This window comes from Streptococcus sp. KHUD_011, from assembly GCF_046352925.1.
Lineage (GTDB): Bacteria > Bacillota > Bacilli > Lactobacillales > Streptococcaceae > Streptococcus.
The window spans coordinates 1,268,360-1,287,673 of the sequence record NZ_CP157578.1; the positions used below are offsets into that span (position 1 = coordinate 1,268,360).

General features: G+C 40.0%; 24 protein-coding genes. 6 read left to right on the plus strand and 18 right to left on the minus strand.

Annotated features, from left to right (window positions below; translation table 11 throughout):
• Positions 1-68 precede the first annotated feature (68 nt).
• Genes ABKJ27_RS05865 through ABKJ27_RS05875 form a run of 3 tightly spaced genes read right to left on the minus strand, consistent with a single transcriptional unit; the run spans position 69 to position 3,223 of the window.
• Entirely contained in the window at positions 69-1,328 is a 1,260-nt protein-coding gene (locus ABKJ27_RS05865; protein WP_049502146.1) for an ABC transporter permease, read from the minus strand.
• Position 1,329: 1 nt separating this feature from the next.
• Positions 1,330-2,031, minus strand: coding sequence for an ABC transporter ATP-binding protein (locus ABKJ27_RS05870; RefSeq protein ID WP_000811472.1), 702 nt, complete (start codon positions 2,029-2,031; stop codon positions 1,330-1,332).
• Positions 2,015-3,223, minus strand: coding sequence for an efflux RND transporter periplasmic adaptor subunit (locus ABKJ27_RS05875; protein ID WP_261150552.1), 1,209 nt, complete (start codon positions 3,221-3,223; stop codon positions 2,015-2,017). Before ABKJ27_RS05875 ends, ABKJ27_RS05870 begins: the two co-directional genes overlap by 17 nt.
• Positions 3,224-3,514: 291 nt before the next feature.
• On the opposite strand from ABKJ27_RS05875, the gene gor reads away from it, so the two are divergent.
• Both gor and ABKJ27_RS05885 read left to right on the plus strand, forming a co-directional pair.
• Complete coding sequence (gene gor / locus ABKJ27_RS05880) at positions 3,515-4,861, plus strand: glutathione-disulfide reductase (RefSeq protein WP_261150537.1); 1,347 nt, start codon at positions 3,515-3,517, stop codon at positions 4,859-4,861.
• A 188-nt stretch (positions 4,862-5,049) separates the two neighbouring features.
• The gene (locus ABKJ27_RS05885; RefSeq protein ID WP_261150539.1) at positions 5,050-5,586 is read left to right on the plus strand and encodes a biotin transporter BioY; all 537 of its coding nucleotides are present in this window, start codon (positions 5,050-5,052) and stop codon (positions 5,584-5,586) included.
• A 54-nt stretch (positions 5,587-5,640) separates the two neighbouring features.
• Here ABKJ27_RS05885 and ABKJ27_RS05890 read toward each other — a convergent pair whose 3' ends face one another.
• Positions 5,641-5,856 carry a YdbC family protein gene (locus tag ABKJ27_RS05890; protein WP_000807422.1) on the minus strand — a complete coding sequence of 72 codons (216 nt, stop codon included), beginning with the start codon at positions 5,854-5,856 and terminating at the stop codon, positions 5,641-5,643.
• A 99-nt stretch (positions 5,857-5,955) separates the two neighbouring features.
• Between ABKJ27_RS05890 and ABKJ27_RS05895 the strand changes: the two genes are divergently transcribed.
• A complete protein-coding gene (locus ABKJ27_RS05895) occupies positions 5,956-6,276 on the plus strand; it encodes a hypothetical protein (RefSeq protein ID WP_084888448.1) in 321 nt (106 codons plus the stop codon).
• Positions 6,277-6,306: 30 nt separating this feature from the next.
• Here the strand turns inward: ABKJ27_RS05895 and ABKJ27_RS05900 are convergent, their stop codons facing one another.
• From ABKJ27_RS05900 to rpsP, 7 genes are all read right to left on the minus strand, one after another.
• Entirely contained in the window at positions 6,307-6,645 is a 339-nt protein-coding gene (locus ABKJ27_RS05900; RefSeq protein ID WP_001196040.1) for an ATP cone domain-containing protein, read from the minus strand.
• 11 nt (positions 6,646-6,656) lie between these two features.
• Positions 6,657-7,376: a tRNA (guanosine(37)-N1)-methyltransferase TrmD gene (trmD, locus tag ABKJ27_RS05905; RefSeq protein ID WP_410011508.1), complete on the minus strand. Its 720-nt coding sequence runs from the start codon at positions 7,374-7,376 to the stop codon at positions 6,657-6,659.
• Positions 7,366-7,884 carry a ribosome maturation factor RimM gene (gene rimM / locus ABKJ27_RS05910; RefSeq protein WP_261150541.1) on the minus strand — a complete coding sequence of 173 codons (519 nt, stop codon included), beginning with the start codon at positions 7,882-7,884 and terminating at the stop codon, positions 7,366-7,368. Before rimM ends, trmD begins: the two co-directional genes overlap by 11 nt.
• Positions 7,885-7,914: 30 nt before the next feature.
• Complete coding sequence (locus ABKJ27_RS05915) at positions 7,915-8,703, minus strand: alpha/beta fold hydrolase (protein ID WP_049502152.1); 789 nt, start codon at positions 8,701-8,703, stop codon at positions 7,915-7,917.
• A gap of 97 nt (positions 8,704-8,800) precedes the next feature.
• Positions 8,801-9,133 carry a MazG nucleotide pyrophosphohydrolase domain-containing protein gene (locus ABKJ27_RS05920; protein ID WP_024057004.1) on the minus strand — a complete coding sequence of 111 codons (333 nt, stop codon included), beginning with the start codon at positions 9,131-9,133 and terminating at the stop codon, positions 8,801-8,803.
• A 44-nt stretch (positions 9,134-9,177) separates the two neighbouring features.
• Positions 9,178-9,417, minus strand: a complete 240-nt coding sequence (gene kphA / locus ABKJ27_RS05925) for an RNA-binding protein KphA (protein WP_000379617.1) — start codon at positions 9,415-9,417, stop codon at positions 9,178-9,180.
• Positions 9,418-9,436: 19 nt separating this feature from the next.
• Positions 9,437-9,709 (minus strand): 30S ribosomal protein S16, encoded by a 273-nt coding sequence (gene rpsP, locus ABKJ27_RS05930; protein WP_000268760.1) that lies wholly within the window; start codon positions 9,707-9,709, stop codon positions 9,437-9,439.
• A gap of 806 nt (positions 9,710-10,515) precedes the next feature.
• On the opposite strand from rpsP, the gene ABKJ27_RS05935 reads away from it, so the two are divergent.
• The 3 genes from ABKJ27_RS05935 to ABKJ27_RS05945 all read left to right on the plus strand — a co-directional run bounded on the left by ABKJ27_RS05935 (position 10,516) and on the right by ABKJ27_RS05945 (position 12,448).
• Positions 10,516-11,112: a hypothetical protein gene (locus ABKJ27_RS05935; protein WP_049499631.1), complete on the plus strand. Its 597-nt coding sequence runs from the start codon at positions 10,516-10,518 to the stop codon at positions 11,110-11,112.
• Between the two features lie 2 nt (positions 11,113-11,114).
• Positions 11,115-11,339 (plus strand): helix-turn-helix transcriptional regulator, encoded by a 225-nt coding sequence (locus ABKJ27_RS05940; protein ID WP_001041101.1) that lies wholly within the window; start codon positions 11,115-11,117, stop codon positions 11,337-11,339.
• A gap of 305 nt (positions 11,340-11,644) precedes the next feature.
• Positions 11,645-12,448 (plus strand): peptidylprolyl isomerase, encoded by an 804-nt coding sequence (locus ABKJ27_RS05945; protein ID WP_084862389.1) that lies wholly within the window; start codon positions 11,645-11,647, stop codon positions 12,446-12,448.
• A 54-nt stretch (positions 12,449-12,502) separates the two neighbouring features.
• Here the strand turns inward: ABKJ27_RS05945 and ABKJ27_RS05950 are convergent, their stop codons facing one another.
• The 7 genes from ABKJ27_RS05950 to ABKJ27_RS05980 all read right to left on the minus strand — a co-directional run bounded on the left by ABKJ27_RS05950 (position 12,503) and on the right by ABKJ27_RS05980 (position 19,200).
• Positions 12,503-14,044: an ABC-F family ATP-binding cassette domain-containing protein gene (locus tag ABKJ27_RS05950; protein ID WP_050253125.1), complete on the minus strand. Its 1,542-nt coding sequence runs from the start codon at positions 14,042-14,044 to the stop codon at positions 12,503-12,505.
• A 1-nt stretch (position 14,045) separates the two neighbouring features.
• Positions 14,046-14,528, minus strand: coding sequence for a VanZ family protein (locus ABKJ27_RS05955; RefSeq protein WP_084862391.1), 483 nt, complete (start codon positions 14,526-14,528; stop codon positions 14,046-14,048).
• Positions 14,528-15,613 (minus strand): 23S rRNA (adenine(2503)-C(2))-methyltransferase RlmN, encoded by a 1,086-nt coding sequence (gene rlmN / locus ABKJ27_RS05960; RefSeq protein WP_000804762.1) that lies wholly within the window; start codon positions 15,611-15,613, stop codon positions 14,528-14,530. The genes ABKJ27_RS05955 and rlmN overlap by 1 nt, the downstream gene beginning before the upstream one ends.
• Before the next feature lie 20 nt (positions 15,614-15,633).
• Entirely contained in the window at positions 15,634-16,164 is a 531-nt protein-coding gene (locus ABKJ27_RS05965; RefSeq protein WP_203175329.1) for a YutD family protein, read from the minus strand.
• Positions 16,165-16,318: 154 nt separating this feature from the next.
• Positions 16,319-16,924, minus strand: coding sequence for a superoxide dismutase SodA (gene sodA, locus ABKJ27_RS05970; RefSeq protein WP_000974733.1), 606 nt, complete (start codon positions 16,922-16,924; stop codon positions 16,319-16,321).
• Between the two features lie 270 nt (positions 16,925-17,194).
• Positions 17,195-18,232 (minus strand): DNA polymerase III subunit delta, encoded by a 1,038-nt coding sequence (gene holA / locus ABKJ27_RS05975; protein ID WP_261081413.1) that lies wholly within the window; start codon positions 18,230-18,232, stop codon positions 17,195-17,197.
• A 32-nt stretch (positions 18,233-18,264) separates the two neighbouring features.
• Positions 18,265-19,200, minus strand: coding sequence for a dihydroorotate oxidase (locus ABKJ27_RS05980; RefSeq protein WP_125456237.1), 936 nt, complete (start codon positions 19,198-19,200; stop codon positions 18,265-18,267).
• Between the last annotated feature and the right edge of the window lie 114 nt (positions 19,201-19,314).

The window sequence follows — 19,314 nt, forward strand, 5'->3', positions numbered from 1 at the left end:
ATTTTTAATGATTTTCGATAGGGAAATCTATACAAAAACAAGATAGACAAGTGTCCATCTTGTTAATCTTATTCATAGCGAAGAGCTTCAATCGGATCAAGTTTCGATGCCTTGTTGGCTGGCAAGACTCCAAAAATCATACCCACACTAGCCGAAACTGCAAGACTAAATAGGGCAACCGGGATTGACACTCCTACTTCTATACCCGCAATCAATCCTTGCAAGAGTATGCCAGCTATAGCGGTTAAGCCTGTAGCAATGGTTAAACCAATGACTCCACCAAGCAAGGTCAATATCATAGATTCAATCAAAAACTGAATTAAAATATTGGCACGCGTTGCACCCAAAGCCTTACGGAGACCAATCTCACGGGTACGCTCCGTCACCGAAACCAGCATGATGTTCATAACACCAGTCCCTCCAACAAAAAGTGAAATTCCTGCAATGGCACTAATAATCGTAGTTATAAAACCGAACAATTGTTGTACTTCTTGGAAGGCTGCAGTCGCATCTGACACCTGATACTCCCCTTGCTGAAGACCAGCAATCTCGGTCAATTTTCTAGCTAATTCTGGTCCCACAGTTGGTGTCAAACTGGTATCATTGACACGGAAGACAATATCAGAAATCTCATCCATATTGAAGTTGTTGGCAAGAGAAATATTAGTCGTAATTGGAAGTCCACCAATACCAAAAGTCTTGGCAGTCTTGGCCTCATCGCTGGTATAGACACCAATTACACGATAGCTAAAGCCACCAACATCTATAACCTGGTTAACAGCTTCTTGAGCAGATCCAAACAGGCTATTAGCAAGTTCTTGGTCTAGCAAAATGACACTGGCCACATCTTTATAATCCTGAGCTATGAAACTGCGGCCTGCAACAATTTCATTTTCAACCGCCTTCATGTAAGTAATATTTCCACCTGTCAAGCTAGCGCGCTCCACTTTTTTGTCTTTATAAGACAGGGTGGTATTGGTCGAGTTGGTTACATAGTAACTATCTACACCTTTAAGTTTAGCAGCCTCCTTGACCCAAGCTTCTTGTGGTTTTGGTGGTTCCACAGGAACTTCCTCTTCTTTCCCAGAAACTGTTAAAGCTGATTGCTTTTGGGTAAAAGAACCATCTTTGCTTTTGATAGGTGAGAAAAAGACATGGATATTCTTCTGTGACTTGGTCATATTTTTATTAACCTGACGAGACATGGAATCCCCCAGAGCCATAATCACAACAACTGATGAAACACCAATGATAATCCCAATCATAGTGAGAAAAGAGCGCATTTTATGTGCCATGATAGATGAAAAGGCAAATTTCAGATTCTGCATCTTAGTTTTCCTCCTTTTCTAACTGAGCACTGTCAGACGAAATAACTCCATCCCGAATGACAATCTGGCGTTTAGCATAAGCGGCGATTTCAGGCTCATGCGTTACCATGATAATGGTTTTTCCTTCATTATTCAGTTCAACTAATAATTGCATGATTTGGTTACCTGTTTTGGTATCCAAGGCTCCTGTCGGTTCGTCCGCTAGGATAATAGAAGGATTGTTTACCAAGGCACGCGCGATAGCTACACGTTGCTTTTGACCACCAGATAATTCCGAAGGCAAATGATGACTACGTTCTGTCAATTCAACCTTGTCTAAATACTCCTCAGCTAACTTGCGCCGTTTTGAAGCCGAAACTCCTGCGTAAATCAAGGGCAATTCTACGTTTTGCAGAGCATTAAGTTTGGATAGAAGAAAGAACTGCTGAAAGACAAAACCGATTTGTTGATTGCGAACCTTGGCTAGTTGTTTTTCACCCAATCCAGCTACTTCTTGACCTTCAAGATAATATTCTCCACTGGTTGGTGTATCCAACATGCCGATCGTATTCATCAGAGTGGACTTACCAGAACCAGATGGTCCCATGATGGCAACAAATTCACCCTCATTCACTTCTAGGTTGATATTTTTGAGAACCTGCAGTTCTTGGTCACCATTACGGTAACTCCTGCAGATATTTTTTAGACTAATTAGTTGCTTCATCAGCCTTCACCTCTTTTCCTTCCTCTAGAGAAGACGTTGGGTTACTGATGACCTTGACTCCATTTGTCAGACCTGAAGTGATTTCTTGGTTGTCTGCATCAGCATTGCCCAAACCAACTTCCACTTTCTTGGCCTTTTTCTGCTCGTCAAGCACCCAGACATAGTTCTTATCATTTTCAGTCACAATACTTGTTAGAGGAACCAAAATGGCTTTACTCTTATTCTTGACCTCAACACTTACAGAAAATCCTTGTTTCAAGTCACCGATTTCACTTGTAACATCGATGGTATATGGATATTTAGAACCAGAATTACCAGCTGCTGCGGCAGTAGCTGCACTTGCCGCTTCACCATTGTTTTTAGGGTAGTCAGAAATGTAGCTAATCTTACCAGTCCAGCTCTTATCTTGGTAAACTTTAGAAGTAAAGGTTACTTCTTGTCCTACAGAGAGGTTGGCAAGGTTATATTCAGATAGTTCCCCCTTAACTTGCAAATTTTCATTGCTTACGACATGAACTACCACCTGGCTAGCTCCAGTTGGAGATTTAGAAACATTGTGGTTGACTTCAACCACAGTTCCCTCCAGGGTACTGAGAACCGTCATGGCATCCAACTGACTTTGAGCCTTACTTAATTGCGCTTCTGCATCTGCACGAGCATCACGGGCATCACCTAGTTGTGCATCAATAGATGAAACTGCATTTCCTGAGACTGGAGCTGGAGTTTGCCCTGCAGCTCCTTCGCCTCCTGCTGGTGCTGGTAACTGTGGAGCCGGAGCTGAAGCGGCTTCATTTCGTGCTTGATTGAGTTCATTGATATGACGATCTGCCTTAGCTACTGCTCGGCTAGCTGAATCATAGGCCGCCTGGGCTTCTGAACTACTGTACTTGACTAAAGCCTGTCCTTCGCTGACCTTATCACCCACAGAAACAAGGATTTCATCTAAATCTCCCTTACTAGCATCAAAATAAACATATTGTTCATTTTTTGCTGTTACTGTCCCTGACAATAAAACAGAGGACGCCACGCTTCCTTCCTTGGCAACAACAAGATGAGTAGGCTCATCTTTTACAGCGGTCTGAGATGGTTGTCTAAAGAGCAAAATCCCCCCAGCACCTAATACAACTACACTTGCAGCACCGATTGCTGCATACAATTGCCACTTTTTAGCTTTACGATTCTTCTTCATAATGAAACTCCTTTTTGATTTAAAGTCCTTAACAATATTATATAAAAATTAGCAAATATAAACAATAACAGTTCAGAACGAAATAATGACATTTCGGGATTTGATTATTGTTCGGAATCTATTTTTTACTACCATTGTACTAGTTATATAATACACTTTATTTTTCCTTTTTGCAAGCCTTTTCTTTAATTTTTTTGAACGTAGCAGATTTTTGCAATCAAATCAAAAAAAAGATAGAATATGACTATCAAAAAATGACACTCTACTATTTAAAAGAGTATAAAGGAGTTTTCAATGAGAGAATATGATATCATTGCTATCGGTGGTGGTAGCGGAGGAATTGCTACCATGAACCGTGCTGGTGAACACGGAGCTAAAGCGGCCGTTATTGAGGAAAAGAAATTAGGTGGAACCTGTGTCAACGTCGGTTGTGTTCCTAAAAAAATCATGTGGTACGGGGCGCAAATCGCTGAGACTTTCCATCAATTTGGAGAAGACTACGGCTTTAAGACTACTGATCTTAACTTTGACTTTGCTACCCTACGTCGCAATCGTGAAGCCTACATTGATCGCGCTCGTTCTTCTTATGATGGCAGTTTTAAACGCAACGGTGTAGACTTGATTGAAGGTCATGCTGAATTTGTAGATTCTCATACTGTCAGCGTAAATGGTGAACTGATTCGTGCTAAGCATATTGTGATTGCTACTGGTGCCCATCCAAGTATTCCTAATATTCCTGGTGCTGAGCTAGGTGGCTCTTCTGATGATGTATTTGCCTGGGAAGAACTTCCAGAGTCAGTTGCTATTCTAGGCGCTGGTTATATCGCCGTTGAATTGGCTGGCGTACTCCACACCTTTGGTGTCAAGACAGATCTCTTTGTTCGTCGTGATCGTCCTTTACGTGGTTTTGATTCTTACATCGTTGAAGGTTTGGTAAAGGAAATGGAAAGAACAAACTTGCCACTTCATACTCACAAAGTCCCTGCCAAGTTAGAAAAAACTGCTGAGGGAATTACCATTCATTTCGAAGATGGTACTAGTCACACAGCTAGCCAAGTTATCTGGGCTACAGGTCGCCGTCCAAACGTTAAGGGCTTGCAACTTGAAAAAGCTGGAGTAACTCTGAATGAACGTGGCTTTATCCAAGTGGATAAATACCAAAATACTGTTGTTGAAGGAATCTACGCTCTAGGTGATGTAACAGGTGAAAAAGAACTAACTCCAGTTGCTATCAAAGCTGGACGTACTTTGTCTGAACGTCTCTTTAACGGAAAAACAACTGCAAAAATGGACTACTCAACTATTCCAACTGTTGTCTTTTCACACCCTGCTATCGGAACTGTTGGCTTGACAGAAGAGCAAGCTATTAAAGAATACGGTCAAGACCAAATCAAGGTTTACAAATCAAGCTTTACGTCTATGTACTCTGCTTGCACTTGCAACCGTCAAGAAACTCGTTTCAAATTGATCACAGCTGGTTCAGAAGAAAAAGTTGTCGGACTTCATGGAATTGGATACGGTGTTGATGAAATGATTCAAGGATTTGCTGTTGCTATCAAAATGGGAGCAACCAAAGCAGACTTTGATGCAACTGTGGCGATTCACCCAACTGCATCCGAAGAATTTGTAACTATGCGTTAATCGAAGCAAAAGAAGCTGATACAAATGTGTCTGCTTCTTTTTTGATGATTTACAATCGATGAAAACAACTTACCCAGTAAGCAAAATCGGCCGTTACAGTTTTTGTTACCTTGAATTTATAAATAGGTTGACAATAATTACTCTACGAGTATAATAGTTACTATACATCAGAAAAGAGGTTAACTATTTTGAAAAAAGCTCACGTTTATGCCATCCCTGCTATTGGTGCTGCTCTCATTGCTGTTTTAGCACAAATCAGTATTCCAATTGGACCTGTCCCCTTCACTCTGCAAAACTTTGCAATCGGCTTGATTGCTACTGTCTTTAGACCGAGGGAGGCTGTACTTTCTGTTGGACTCTATCTTCTTCTAGGTGCTATCGGTCTTCCTGTCTTTGCAGGAGGTGGAGCTGGTTTTCAGGCTTTAGTTGGTCCTACTGCAGGCTATCTTTGGTTTTATCTTGTTTATTCTGGACTTACCTCTTCTCTAACTAACAGTGATAGTGGTTTTGTCAGAATTTTTCTAGCAAATCTCTTGGGAGATACACTTGTTTTTGTCGGTGGGATCCTCAGCTTGCATTTCCTAGCTGGAATGGCATTTGAAAAAGCTCTTATTGTGGGGGTCATTCCCTTTATCATTCCAGACCTTGGTAAACTTCTTGCTATTAGTCTTATTAGTCATCCACTACTTCAACGCCTTAAAAATCAGGCTTACTTTACCAACTAAAAAAAGGATATCGAGTTGTCATAACTCAATATCCTTTTCTTTCATTTTGAAAACTTAGTTGCCTTTAAAGGCATCCACCATGGTTTGAAATTCTTCATTAGAGAGGGTAATTCCCTTGCCCATTTTAGTATGATCTGGACTCCAAGCACGAATATCAAACTTTGCAGGGGCACCATTAAAGCTCACACGGTTGATTTCCTTGGTCCAACCTTTTTCGTTTTCAGAAAGAGTCAACAAGTGCTCTTCGATTTCAAATGTAAATTCTGCCATTTTCTTCTCCTTTTTTTAGCTTTCATTAGTTTATTCGTAAAATCTTGTAGATTTTACGAAAATTTTATATAATATTGATATAAAAGAAGGGAGGCCAATATGAGACATAAATTCCAGCAAGTTCTAGATAAAATACATGACTTTTTAAATGGACATGACCAACCTGACCAGACTGAAACCAACTCCCTAACTGCTACTATTGAAGAGGCTATCCAGAAACAAACTGCTGTTCACCTTATCTTGTCTGAGACAAGTTTTACAGGTGACATCATCAAATACGATCAGCAACGCCAGCAAATTATCGTGAAAAATTTTGCTAAAAATGTGACCCGTATTATCCGCATAAGCGATATTCAACGCCTACGATTTGTCCCTTCAACTGTCCAAACAGCCCAAAAAAATAGATTTAAGAAAGAGTGAGATGTAGTTGCTTCATCCCACTCTTTTTTCTTAGCGAATTTGTTCAAAATGTAAATGAACCGCGATATGATCTCCATAACCACTTCTTTCCAAGTCACGTTGTAGACGATAGGAAATGTAGTGTTCTGCTATGGTAATGTAACCTGCACCCAGTAAACGATGTTCAACCATAGACTGAATCATGCTGATGGTAGCACGTTCCACCTTGGCCTCTTCCAAATCCAAAACCACTTTCTTAGTGACTTGTGCAAGGTTTTGACGCAAATCATCTGTCAATACATAGACAGTCTGGGCTGCCTTTAAGATAGCTTGGTAAATCTTATCTGGATTAAATTCAGCAATTTCACCATCACGTTTGATTACTTGCATAGGTATCTCCTTTATTCTTTGTTTTCTTTGATTTCTGCCAGCATTTTTTCTTCTTCTACTGTCAGTTGATAATGTTCAAGCAAATCCGGTCTGCGTTCATAGGTTTTCTTTAAACTCTCATACAATCGCCACTGACGAATCTTCTCATGGTGTCCACTCATCAGTACATCTGGCACAACCATCCCTCGATAATCATAGGGACGTGTGTACTGAGGGTATTCGAGAAGGCCTGAAGAAAAACTATCATCTTGGTGGCTAGACTCCTTGCCAATCACTTCTGGAATCAGGCGAACCGTCGCATCAATCATGGTCATGGCTGCCAACTCTCCACCAGTCAAGACATAGTCCCCCAGGGAAATCTCATCTGTCACCAAGGTCTTAATACGCTCATCATAACCCTCATAGTGCCCACAGATAAAGATTAACTCTTCCTCTTGAGCCAAATCCTCAGCATAGGCCTGATCAAACTGCTTTCCAGCTGGATCGAGGAGAATAACGCGCGGATTTTTCTTTTCAATAGCATCAAAGGCATCGAAAATGGGTTGCGCCCGGAGCAACATCCCCTGTCCGCCTCCGTATGGCTCATCGTCTACATGGCGGGCCTTTTCAGCATATTCTCGAAAATTATGATACTGGATATCCAAGATCCCTTTTTCACGAGCCTTTCCAACGATTGAGTGCTCTAGCGGAGAAAACATTTCTGGAAAGAGGGTTAAAATATCAATCTTCATCGTCTAACCCTTCTAAGATTTCCACATCGACCCGTTTATTTGGAATATCAACATTGAGAACCACTGGTGGGATATAAGGCAATAATAAATCACGCTTGCCTTTTCGCTTGACCACCCAGACATCGTTAGCACCTGGTTGCAGGATTTCCTTGATGGTTCCAATCAGGTTCTCTCCCTCATAGACTTCCAAACCAATAATCTCGTGATAGTAGAACTCACCATCGTCTAGGTCATTCAAATCTTCCTCAGCAACCTTGAGACTGTATCCCTTGTACTTTTCGATAGCATTGATATGGTACATGTCTTTGAATTTAATAATGTCAAAGTTCTTCTGTTTACGGTGGCTAGCAATGGTCACTGTTTGAACAAACTGATTTTTTTCATCAAACAAGGCCAGCTCAGCCCCTTTTTTAAACCGTTCTTCTGCAAAATCTGTCACAGACAAGACTCGCATCTCACCTTGCAATCCCTGCGTATTGACGATTTTCCCAACATTAAAGTAGTTCATCTTGTCTCCTATAGTCTCCTTCTTTCCATCTTATTCTGACAATTCTCGAATAATAGTCGCAATTTTTTCGGATTCAGACCACTGTAAATAATGGTGATTCCCTCCTAAAATGAGTTTAGTATTGGAAGTCCAATATTCTGATTCTCTGTACTCTTTTGCTCTATAAGGCTGACAAAAGATAAATACAGGGATATAAGATTCTATAGATACATTCTCAAAATCTTCCTCAGTAATCTCTCCAGATATCTGAAATCCTGAATCTTGATTTTCCAACTCTGAACCTTTTTCTTGCATTATTTCCCAGATTTTTTTATTAGTTTCAGGGCTAAATGTTGCTTGAGTTAAGTTCTTAAAATAAAGTTCAGGACCATACTCGTCAATCAGCCTCATCTGCTCTTCCATTTCTGGATAAGGATTTTCTGAAAAATCAGCAAACATGACTTTTTTAGTTGTCGGTTCCATTGCTACTAAAGCCTGACACTTAATTGGTTTGTTGAGCAATTTACAAGCTAAAATTCCACTCAAACTATGTACACAAAGTATATATTCAGAAATCCCTAATTCTTCAAGTACTTCATAAACCGCATCTACAAGATTATCTAGATTTTTTCCAGCTTGGTCATGAATCGGACTCCTACCTGTGTTCGGAAAATCAATTGTCAAATAACCAATTGTAGGAGGAAGTTTTTCAAGTATAAGTGAAAAATTTTCATAACTTGGTAGTAAACCTGCTCCGTTTAGACAAACTAGCACTTTCTTTTGCTTTTGATAAGTAACAGAGAGATTACCAATTTTTGTAGATACTTCAATCCTCTTCATAAAGAAATCCACTCATTCTGTATAATGAATTATAAAAAATCCTTATCCTTTATTTTATCACGTTCCAAGGATTTTCTCAAGTTGGAGAAAAAGTATGTCAACTCTCGAATTCCTTCAAAAATCCTTCCAAATCACGTTCATGTTGGTACTTAATGGCTGCAGTTTTGTCTTTCTCAAAGATGGTTTTAGTTAGGTCAATATGGTTGATGGCTGCGATTGCGACGGTGTAGTGAATGATATCAGCCAGTTCTTTTGCTAGTTCCTCGTTCGAATCCTGAACGCCCTCTTTTCGACCAGAGCGCCCATTCAAAACTTCGGCTACTTCTCCGACTTCCTCCACTAGCTTGATAAAAAGACCTTCCTCAGTCCGAGACTGCTGGTAATGTTCGAGTAAGTAGTCTTGTAATTGTCTAAACGTTAAATCCTTCATATCCTGCTCCTCGCAAAAAAAGCGAGACATTTGTCCCGCCCTTCTTATTTTTCGTCAATAACGATTCTTACTTTTTTGTCTTCAGTTGGGACAGAGTAGACAATCGTTCTTATCGCAGAAATAGTGCGACCCTTACGACCGATTACACGACCCACATCGCTTTGATCAAGATCCAAATGATATTCCAAAAACTCTGGTGTATCTTCAATCTTGATAGTTAAGGCATCTGGTTGTGAAATCAAGGGTTTCACAATCGCAATAATGAGATTTTCAATCGTATCCATCTGTCAACCTACTTTAAACTTATTTTGAGAATTTAGAATCGTGGAATTTTTTCAATACACCTTCTTTTGAAAGGATGTTGCGAACTGTATCTGAAGGTTGAGCTCCATCAGCCAACCATGCAAGAACGCGGTCTTCTTTCAAAGTTACTTGGTTTTCAGCAACAAGTGGGTTGTAAGTTCCAACTGTTTCGATGAAACGTCCGTCACGTGGTGAACGTGAATCTGCTACGTTGATACGGTAGAAAGGTTTTTTCTTAGAACCCATACGAGTCAAACGGATTTTAACTGCCATTTTTAAATTCTCTTTTCTTATTTTTTTATTTCGGTGAAATAGCTGAGCTATTTAGCACATGTTCTATTATAGCAGATTTCTAGCAGGTGTCAAGAAAAAAACTTGACAGACTATAAAATTTTTAAACCATTTAGAAATTTGTTAGAAGTAGGAAATAAATGTTTGAAAGAAGCTAGCCGTGAATACTATTTTATACTCAATGAAAATCAAAGAGCAAACTAGGAAGCTAGCCGCAGGCTGTACTGGAGTACGGCAAGGCAAAGCTGACGTAGTTTGAATTTGATTTTCGAAGAGTATTAGAAACATTTTATAAAGACCATCAACTCAAACCCTTCATATCGCCTGAACGAGATTTGGATACTTGGCTCCTAAATCCTAAGCCCGTTCCCAAACGAAATATCAAGGATTTTAAGAACGATATCTACTAATTAATTTATAAAATATGAATTAATAGATTCTAAATAGAGGAATAATTTAGTTCTGTAAAAATTAACTTCTACACCTACAAAGCTTATTCTGACAGAGTTTATAACAGTCTAAGAAAAAAAGTAGAGATTCATACAGTATCTAGATTTTCCAAAAATTTTTTATCATCAGATATTATTAACGAAACTATCCAAACCAAATCCGATGCATTGCTTCAAAGAATTCTTTAGTTGTTTGACTATCGAGGGCTTTTATTAAAAAAATTTTTCAAATAATTGCCACCTTGGCACATAAATTCTTGCTTTCTAAATTTAAATGTGATATATTTGTAACATAAAATTTAAGTGTTATATATTTATAACACAAAAAAGGAGTCTATCATGAAAAAAAGTCAAAAAATGCGTGGCCTCATTGCAATGATTGCCGTAGCTCTCTTTATTGATTTTATTGTTTTATTTGGTTCTAATCTTAGTTGGGGACCCAAGTTAGTTATTGCTGGTATTTCAGTGTTAGGTCAGATTGTAGCTATTTGGGGCTGGCTACATATGAAACAATGGCCTCATAAGAGTCAGAAAAGTAAGGGAAAGACTATTTTTGACTTGTCTGCTAAGCTTTACACGATACTTTTTTTTGCAGCAAGCATTTTTTATACAGTAGGGATTTGGGTTGCGACCCCAAGCGTAAGTTCTGGTATTAAAGAATGGATTTTGGGAATTGGCCTCGTTATTGAAGTGATTGTATTTGGTTTTTTCTGTTTGAAAAATGTCAAGGAAACTCCGGACGAACGCTTTTATGCTAATTTAGCCAAGGCAGCTAGCTTGATGTTTGTTTTTATACTAGGCGCACTGATGATCCTAGCAGTTATCATTGGGTATATGGGGCCTCTCACTCTTTACATAGGCCAGATATTTATTAGCATAGCTGCCTTGATTTGCATCTTTGCGGTTGTCTATATTATCTTGGAACGTAGGGGATAAGCATGGCCAAAGAAAGCAAGATTATTACTAATCTCAAATCTGTTCGTGAGTCCACAGGCATGACCCAGCAGGAGTTAGCCGACCGCATCGGCATGCGACGCGAGACAATTCTGCACTTGGAAAATAATCGTTACAACCCTTCGCTAGAAATGGCTCTTAAAATTGCTCAAGTTTTTAATCTGAAAGTAGAAGACCTCTTTGAACTCAGACAGCAAGAGGAAGCATAATTCTTTTCGAGACCTAGTATTAAGTTCATTGATTAATTAGTAATTGAGTCCAAAAGAAAAAATCCTTTGAAAATGTGCTCTTTTAAAATATAGTAATTCTTTCGAATTAACGTTTACTAATTGTGATGCCTTACGAGCTTTCTTAAGATCTGGTTTCCTAAATACTTCGAGTACACTTATGGTATTGATACCCCTAATCAAGCGATTTTATGGTTGGCTTCCTCTTAAACTGTCTTGTCACTAACATTTGAAATCCACTTCCTTTTAGGGTACAATAGTAGAAATGAATTTTTGAGAGGAATAGAATGAAAAAACTAGCAACCCTTCTTTTACTATCCACTGTAGCTCTAGCTGGATGTAACAACATCCAACGTAGTTTGCGTGGTGATGACTATGTAGATTCTAGCTTGGCTGCTGAAGAAAGTTCCAAAGCAGCTGCCCAATCTGCCAAGGAGTTAAACGATGCTTTAACAAACGAAAACGCCAATTTCCCACAACTATCTAAAGAAGTTGCTGAAGACGAGGCTGAAGTGATTCTACACACAAGTCAAGGAGATATCCGTATCAAACTCTTCCCTAAACTCGCTCCTCTAGCGGTTGAAAACTTCCTCACTCATGCCAAAGAAGGCTACTATAACGGCATTACCTTCCACCGTGTCATTGATGGTTTCATGGTTCAAACTGGAGATCCCAAAGGGGACGGTACAGGCGGTCAGTCCATCTGGCATGACAAGGATAAGACTAAAGACAAGGGAACTGGTTTCAAAAACGAGATTACTCCTTATCTCTATAACATCCGGGGTGCTCTTTCTATGGCTAATACTGGTCAACCAAACACCAATGGCAGCCAGTTCTTTATCAACCAAAATTCTACAGATACCTCTGCTAAACTCCCTACAAGCAAGTATCCAAAGAAAATCATCGAAGCCTATAAAGAAGGGGGAAACCCTAGTCTAGACGGCAAACACCCAGTCTTTGGTCAAGTGATTGACGGTATGGATGTTGTAGATAAGATTGCTAAAGCCGAAAAAGATGAGAAAGACAAACCAACGACTGCTATTACTATCGATAGCATCGAAGTGGTGAAAGACTACGATTTTAAATCTTAAAAACCAAAAAATACAGTATCCGCATTCGATACTGTATTTCTTTTTTCCTCATTTTTAAGTTAGCTTGTTAAAGTCCCAGATTTGGTCCATCCAACCTTCATAAAAGTCTGGTTCGTGGCAGACCATAAGGATAGATCCCTTGTATTCTTTGAGAGCACGTTTGAGTTCATCCTTGGCATCCACATCCAAATGGTTGGTCGGCTCGTCCAGCACTAAAACGTTGTTTTCACGATTCATCAAGAGACAGAAACGAACTTTGGCTTGTTCCCCACCTGACAAAACCTGAATTTGACTTTCGATATGCTTAGTTGTCAAACCACAACGGGCAAGGGCTGCACGAACTTCTGCTTGGTTGAGAGCTGGAAAGGCATTCCAAACAGCCTCTAGTGGTGTTTGGCGATTACCGCCTTCTACTTCTTGTTCAAAGTAGCCAAGTTCTAGATAATCTCCACGCTCCACTTCCCCAGCAATTGGCGGAATAATGCCCAAGAGAGACTTCAAGAGAGTTGTTTTCCCGATACCATTTGCCCCGATAATAGCAACCTTTTGATTACGTTCAAAGGTAAGATTTAAAGGCTTGGTCAGAGGACGATCATAACCAATTTGCAAATCCTTGGCTTGGAAGATAAAGCGCCCTGGCGTACGAGCTGGTTTGAAATCAAAGGATGGTTTTGGTTTCTCACTTTGCAGTTCGATAATATCCATCTTATCCAATTTCTTCTGACGGGACATGGCCATGTTTCGTGTTGCAACACGCGCTTTGTTTCGGGCAACAAAGTCCTTAAGGTCCGCAATTTCTTTTTGCTGACGTTCGTAGGCAGCCTCTAGCTGAGATTTCTTCATAGCATAGACTTCTTGGAACTGGTAGTAGTCACCAGAATAACGCGTCAGCTGTTGATTTTCCACATGGTAGACAATATTAATCACGTCGTTCAGGAATGGAATATCGTGTGAAATGAGGACAAAGGCATTCTCATAGTTTTGGAGATAGCGCTTAAGCCAGTCAATATGCTCAGCATCCAAGTAGTTGGTCGGCTCGTCCAACAGCAAGATATCAGGCTTCTCAAGGAGAAGTTTAGCCAAAAGCACCTTGGTTCTTTGCCCACCTGACAAAGAGGTTACATCCGTATCCATGCCAAAGTCCATGACACCAAGGGCACGCGCTACTTCATCAATCTTAGCATCCAAAGTATAGAAATCACGACTCTCTAAACGGTCTTGAAGTTCTCCCACTTCTTCCATGAGAGCATCAACATCCGCACCGTCTTCAGCCATTTCCATATAAAGGTCATTGATACGAGCTTCTGCTTTAAACAGCTCATCAAAGGCTGTACGGAGAACATCACGCACCGACTGTCCTTCTTCCAAGACAGAATGTTGGTCTAAGTATCCAGCAGTCACATATTTGGACCACTCAACCTTCCCTTCATCTGGCAACATCTTACCAGTCACGATGCTCATAAAAGTTGATTTTCCTTCACCATTAGCACCGACCAGACCGATATGTTCTCCTTTGAGAAGACGGAAGGAAACATCTTCAAAAATTGCACGGTCACCAAAACCGTGACTCAAATTTTTAACTTCTAAAATACTCATTTTAATTCCTTATCTTGTTTTTATGTAATTGTTTATATAGGAACCAAGCCAGATAGCCACCCAAGGTATTGGTCCACAAATCATCAATTTCAAAGACGCGATTAAAATCAAAGAAAAAGTCCAAGACTAACTGCGTACACTCGATTCCAAGGCTCACTAGAAAACTAAAAAGTAGCACCTTTTTTGTTTTCCGCAAGTTTGGAAGGAGATAAAGGAGTTGGAACACCAAAGGAAAAAGCAAGAAGACATTGAGGATATTTTGTAAAAAAATCCAAGATAATTGTCCCACATCACTCACTTGGCCCAGTTTCCAGAGAGAATTGAAAGGAGTCAAAAGAAAAACCAGGCGTCCAAGATGCTGAATACCTGGAGTTTCCACTCCCACGGGAGAATGTCCTTGAGGAGTAAAGCAAAAATAGACAATGCAAATGCTATAGAAAATGACTCCCCATACTAAAATATGATTATAAGTTTTCTTCATCATTAAGGATTGACTGCTGCGACTGCTTTCTGGCGGTCACGTTTCATTGTGTTAGAGCGCAATTGTCCACAAGCTGCATCAATATCTGTACCATGTTCTTGACGAACCACACAGTTGACCCCCTTTTTCTTAAGCGTATCATAGAAAGCCATCACGCGCTCTTTAGGACTACGGCTATATTGGTCATGCTCACTAACTGGGTTGTAAGGAATCAAGTTTACATAAGACAATTTCTTAATATTCTTGAGCAATTCAGCTAACTCAAGGGCCTGTTCAACACCATCATTAACTTCATTTAGCATGATATACTCAAAGGTCACACGACGATTTGTTGTCTCAATGTAGTACTCAATAGCTGCAAAGAGTTTTTCAATCGGAAAGGCACGGTTAATCTTCATGATGCTTGAACGCAACTCATTGTTAGGTGCGTGAAGGGAAACGGCAAGATTGACCTGAACTCCTTCATTAGCAAAATCACGAATTTTATGGGCCAAACCTGAGGTTGAAACCGTGATGTGACGAGCACCGATAGCCATCCCCTTGTCATCATTGATGGTACGAACGAAATTCAAGACATTGTTGTAGTTATCAAAGGGCTCACCGATTCCCATGACAACGATATGGCTGACGCGTTCGTCCTGACCACGCTCATCAAAGTATTTCTGAACCAGCATGATTTGCGCTACAATTTCACCGTTATTGAGGTCTCGTTGCTTCTTAATCAAACCAGAAGCACAGAAGGTACAACCGATATTACAGCCGACCTGAGTGGTCACACAGACTGACAAACCATAGTGCTGACGCATCAGTACAGTCTCAATTAGCATACCATCAGGCAACTCAAAGAGATATTTGACCGTACCATCAGCAGACTCTTGAACGATACGCTGTTTCAAGGGATTGACTACAAACTGGTCATTGAGCTTAGCAATCAAATCTTTTGAAAGATTGGTCATTTCTTCAAATGACTGCACACGTTTACGGTAAAGCCATTCCCAGATTTGATCAGCACGGAATTTCTTTTCTCCCTGCTCCAATACCCATTCCTGCATGGTTTGACGTGTTAAACTATAAATTGACGGTTTCATTTCTTCTCCTTATTCTCTACTCACTTCTGACGAATGACAAAATGACGTTGTCCCTTGTCCTCTTTCTGAGAATGCTGGTCTTTCTGACGACGTCTATTTTTCTTATCTGCATTCGGTTTTCGTTTTGTTTGAGCCGGTTTCTTTCCTTTTCTAGAAGGTGTTTCTTCTTCCTTCTTACGCATTTTCTTATCAAATGATGCTCTCTTAGGCGCTTCATTTTCTAGGACAAAATAGGCACAACCATAACTACAATACTCTAAAAGGTAGTCTTGTAAACGACTGATTTTTTCAAGTTTTTCTTCTGTTCGGTCATCCTTGTAAAAGCCTCGTAGGCGAAGCTGTTCATTGCTCCAGTCTCCCACGATATAATCAAACTTGGTTAAGACTTCTGAAAAACGCTGATTAAAAGCCGTCACATTGAAGGCATCTTTGCTATTTTCCACCAAGGAAAAAGCGATCCCTTCCGTTTCGACCTTGTCCCCGTGTAAATGGAACTCAGGACCAGGAAATTTGTTATAGTTGTATAATTCAGGTGCAATTTCTTTTCGCATAGATATCCTTTTTCACGATTACTTAATACTTTATTCTACCATAATTTCTAGCAGTTAGCACGTTTCTCATAAAAATGAAAAAAGTCTGACGATTTTGTCAGACCAGAATCTATAACCTTAAAAAGAGAAGAACAATTCTTCCCTCCAACTATCATTATTTAGCTGCTGCGTACAATTCATCTACTTTGTTCCAGTTGATCACTGAGAAGAAAGCTTTGATGTAGTCAGGACGCACGTTGCGGTATTTCACGTAGTAAGCATGTTCCCAAACGTCCAAGCCCAAGATTGGTTTTTTACCTTCTGAGATTGGTGTGTCTTGGTTTGCTGTTGAAGTCACTTCAAGTTTACCTTCTTTGTTGACAACCAACCATGCCCAGCCAGAACCAAAACGAGTTGTTGCTGCTGCAGTGAAGGCTGCTTGGAATTCTTCAAATGAACCAAATGTTGCATCGATTGCTGCTGCAAGTTCTGCTGAAGGAGCTGTTTTCTCAGGAGTCATCAATTCCCAGAAAAGAGCGTGGTTCAAGTGTCCACCACCATTGTTGATAAGCGCTTGACGGATATCAGCTGGAATAGATTCTACATCAGCAAGCAAGGCTTCAAGGTCTTCACCGATTTCAGGGTGTTTTTCTAGAGCTGCATTAGCATTGTTGACATAAGTTTGATGGTGTTTGTCATGGTGCAAGTGCATTGTTTCCGCATCGATGTATGGTTCCAAAGCGTCGTATGCATATGGAAGATCTGGTAAGATAATAGCCATCTGTAATACCTCTTTTTCTTTCTATATGAAAATGATAACGCAAACATTCACTTTTTTCAAGTTTTTTGCTTATAGATGAAGAAATCACTGAAATACTTTCTAATAATACTCTTCGAAAATCTCTTCAAACTGCGTCAACGTCGCCTTGCCGTACTCAAGTATAGCCTGCGGCTAGTTTGCTCTTTGATTTTCATTGAGTATAGAATAAGCAAATCACTAAGAAACCCACGACAAGATAATCCTGACGCGGGTTTTAGTTTCAAAAAAATGTCAATTGACCTGACTAGCAATCTGCAAGAGTGCCTTTTCAAAAAGGAAACTCTTTTCATAAAGACCTGTCTTAATCTGATAGTCTGTCTCAATCAAATAAGAAATAGCTTGCTTCAAAAAGCTCAAAGAAAGTCCTCTTGAATCTCTCAGCGCAAACTTGATTTGATAGGGATTGGGATTGCGTCCCAGAAAACTTCCTAGACTACTTGCAATCTGCGATTCTGTTTGACCAGACTCCGCCAAAATTTTCACTTGGATAAAGGTTCGAAATTGTCCCAGCATGACTGCAATCAGTTTGATTTCATCTTCACCTTGCAAGGTCAAGTCTCTAACCAAATCACGCGCCTGGTCCATCTTTTTAGTCAGAATAAACTGAGTTAAATCAAAAATATTGTCCTGCAAGGTCTTGGGAATTGCGTTAACAATATCCTCTTCCTCGATAACAGAGTCTTCCTTATAGGACTGTAAAAAGAGGAGATTTTTCTGGATTTCGCTAAATTGAAAACCCGACTTGATGAGGAGATTTTCAAAAGAATGATTAGCAAACTGCAGACCTTGTTTCTGGCTCCACTTTTGGAAATACTGGCGCAATTCTTGTTCTTTGGCTTCTACTGCATCAAAAACCTTTGCATCACGCTTCAATAATTTAACCAACCGTCTTTTACTATCCAGCTTTCCTTCTGCAAAGATTAACAACTTGGTTGTTGGTGAAGGATTGTCAAGGTATTCCTCAAATGACTTGAGCTCATCATCTGTCAAAAAGCGTTTCTTAGCTGTTGTGATATCGACAAAATGGTCTAGTATCACGATTTTCTCATCCGCAAAGAAAGGAAGGCTGACCAACTCCAGTTCCACATCCTTGTAAACTACTTCTTTCATATCAAAGTAGGCAAAGTTGAGGTCAGCAGAATCATAGCCAATCTGTTTCAATACTTGACTCTTCATCACTTCAAACTGACCCTGATCTGTCCCTGTAAATAGGCTCAGACTCGGTAAATTTGATAAAGTCAATTTCTGACTTTCTTCAATGGCTAGCATCTTCTCTCCTTTCTTCTGATTTTTTAATGAGTTTAATCAATATAGCGCAATTTCCCACGAAAATCTTCTAGGCTTTCGTACCCTTTTTCCGCCATGATTGCTTTCAGTTCATTGGTAATACGATCAAAAGCACTGACGCCTTCTTTGTGAAGTGTGGTTCCCACCTGCACCATACTCGCTCCACAGAGGATATGTTCAAAGGCATCACGACCAGTCAAAACTCCACCTGTTCCGATGATTTGGATTTGAGGATTGAGACGTTGGTAGAAGGCGTGAACATTAGCTAAAGCAGTTGGTTTAATATACTCCCCACCAATGCCCCCAAAACCATTTTTAGGACGGATAACGACCGACTCATCTTCTATATAAAGGCCGTTTCCGATAGAGTTGACGCAGTTGACAAACTTAAGAGGATACTTATTGAAAATAGCTGCCGCTTGGTCAAAGTGGACAATATCAAAATATGGTGGTAATTTAATTCCAAGAGGTTTGGTGAAGTAGGCAAATACCTCTGCCAAAATCCGGTCTGTTGTCTCAAAATCATAGGCAATCTGAGGTTTACCTGGAACATTTGGACAGGAGAGGTTTAGCTCAGTCAGACCACGAAACTCACTCTCTTGGACTTTTTTCAAGATAGTATGGGTTTCCTCTGGAGACATGCCGACTAGAGATAAGAAGAAAGTCCGGTTCGGCTCTTTTTCCTGCAGATCCAAAAGATAGTCCAAATAATAATCTAAGCCATTATTCGGTAATCCCATAGAGTTGATAGAACCAAGTGGAACATCTTGATAGCGTGGTTCAGGATTTCCCTGACGAAAGTCCAAGGTCGCTGTCTTGGTCACAAAAGTTCCTGCCGCTGAGTTTTTAACCCCTTCTAACTCCGCTATCGTCATACAAGCCACACCTGCTGCATTCATCAAACAATTGTCAAACTCAAAACCAGCAATTTGTGTTTTCGTTGATACCATGATTCTGATCCTCCAGATTCCTTTTATTGCTAATATTATACCACATTTTCAGATTTTCTCTTTAAGAAAGTCATTTATAAGAAAAATGTTCGTTTTTTATCCAATTTCAAAAAT

Bases quoted from the DNA above. Each gene is read 5' to 3' on its own strand.
- ABKJ27_RS05865 (WP_049502146.1), bottom strand. From the start codon at position 1,328: ATGCAGAATCTGAAATTTGCCTTTTCATCTATCATGGCACATAAAATG.
- ABKJ27_RS05870 (WP_000811472.1), bottom strand. From the start codon at position 2,031: ATGAAGCAACTAATTAGTCTAAAAAATATCTGCAGGAGTTACCGTAAT.
- gor (WP_261150537.1), top strand. From the start codon at position 3,515: ATGAGAGAATATGATATCATTGCTATCGGTGGTGGTAGCGGAGGAATT.
- ABKJ27_RS05890 (WP_000807422.1), bottom strand. From the start codon at position 5,856: ATGGCAGAATTTACATTTGAAATCGAAGAGCACTTGTTGACTCTTTCT.
- ABKJ27_RS05895 (WP_084888448.1), top strand. From the start codon at position 5,956: ATGAGACATAAATTCCAGCAAGTTCTAGATAAAATACATGACTTTTTA.
- ABKJ27_RS05900 (WP_001196040.1), bottom strand. From the start codon at position 6,645: ATGCAAGTAATCAAACGTGATGGTGAAATTGCTGAATTTAATCCAGAT.
- trmD (WP_410011508.1), bottom strand. From the start codon at position 7,376: ATGAAGATTGATATTTTAACCCTCTTTCCAGAAATGTTTTCTCCGCTA.
- rimM (WP_261150541.1), bottom strand. From the start codon at position 7,884: ATGAACTACTTTAATGTTGGGAAAATCGTCAATACGCAGGGATTGCAA.
- ABKJ27_RS05915 (WP_049502152.1), bottom strand. From the start codon at position 8,703: ATGAAGAGGATTGAAGTATCTACAAAAATTGGTAATCTCTCTGTTACT.
- ABKJ27_RS05920 (WP_024057004.1), bottom strand. From the start codon at position 9,133: ATGAAGGATTTAACGTTTAGACAATTACAAGACTACTTACTCGAACAT.
- kphA (WP_000379617.1), bottom strand. From the start codon at position 9,417: ATGGATACGATTGAAAATCTCATTATTGCGATTGTGAAACCCTTGATT.
- rpsP (WP_000268760.1), bottom strand. From the start codon at position 9,709: ATGGCAGTTAAAATCCGTTTGACTCGTATGGGTTCTAAGAAAAAACCT.
- ABKJ27_RS05935 (WP_049499631.1), top strand. From the start codon at position 10,516: ATGAAAAAAAGTCAAAAAATGCGTGGCCTCATTGCAATGATTGCCGTA.
- ABKJ27_RS05940 (WP_001041101.1), top strand. From the start codon at position 11,115: ATGGCCAAAGAAAGCAAGATTATTACTAATCTCAAATCTGTTCGTGAG.
- ABKJ27_RS05945 (WP_084862389.1), top strand. From the start codon at position 11,645: ATGAAAAAACTAGCAACCCTTCTTTTACTATCCACTGTAGCTCTAGCT.
- ABKJ27_RS05950 (WP_050253125.1), bottom strand. From the start codon at position 14,044: ATGAGTATTTTAGAAGTTAAAAATTTGAGTCACGGTTTTGGTGACCGT.
- ABKJ27_RS05955 (WP_084862391.1), bottom strand. From the start codon at position 14,528: ATGATGAAGAAAACTTATAATCATATTTTAGTATGGGGAGTCATTTTC.
- rlmN (WP_000804762.1), bottom strand. From the start codon at position 15,613: ATGAAACCGTCAATTTATAGTTTAACACGTCAAACCATGCAGGAATGG.
- ABKJ27_RS05965 (WP_203175329.1), bottom strand. From the start codon at position 16,164: ATGCGAAAAGAAATTGCACCTGAATTATACAACTATAACAAATTTCCT.
- sodA (WP_000974733.1), bottom strand. From the start codon at position 16,924: ATGGCTATTATCTTACCAGATCTTCCATATGCATACGACGCTTTGGAA.
- holA (WP_261081413.1), bottom strand. From the start codon at position 18,232: ATGCTAGCCATTGAAGAAAGTCAGAAATTGACTTTATCAAATTTACCG.
- ABKJ27_RS05980 (WP_125456237.1), bottom strand. From the start codon at position 19,200: ATGGTATCAACGAAAACACAAATTGCTGGTTTTGAGTTTGACAATTGT.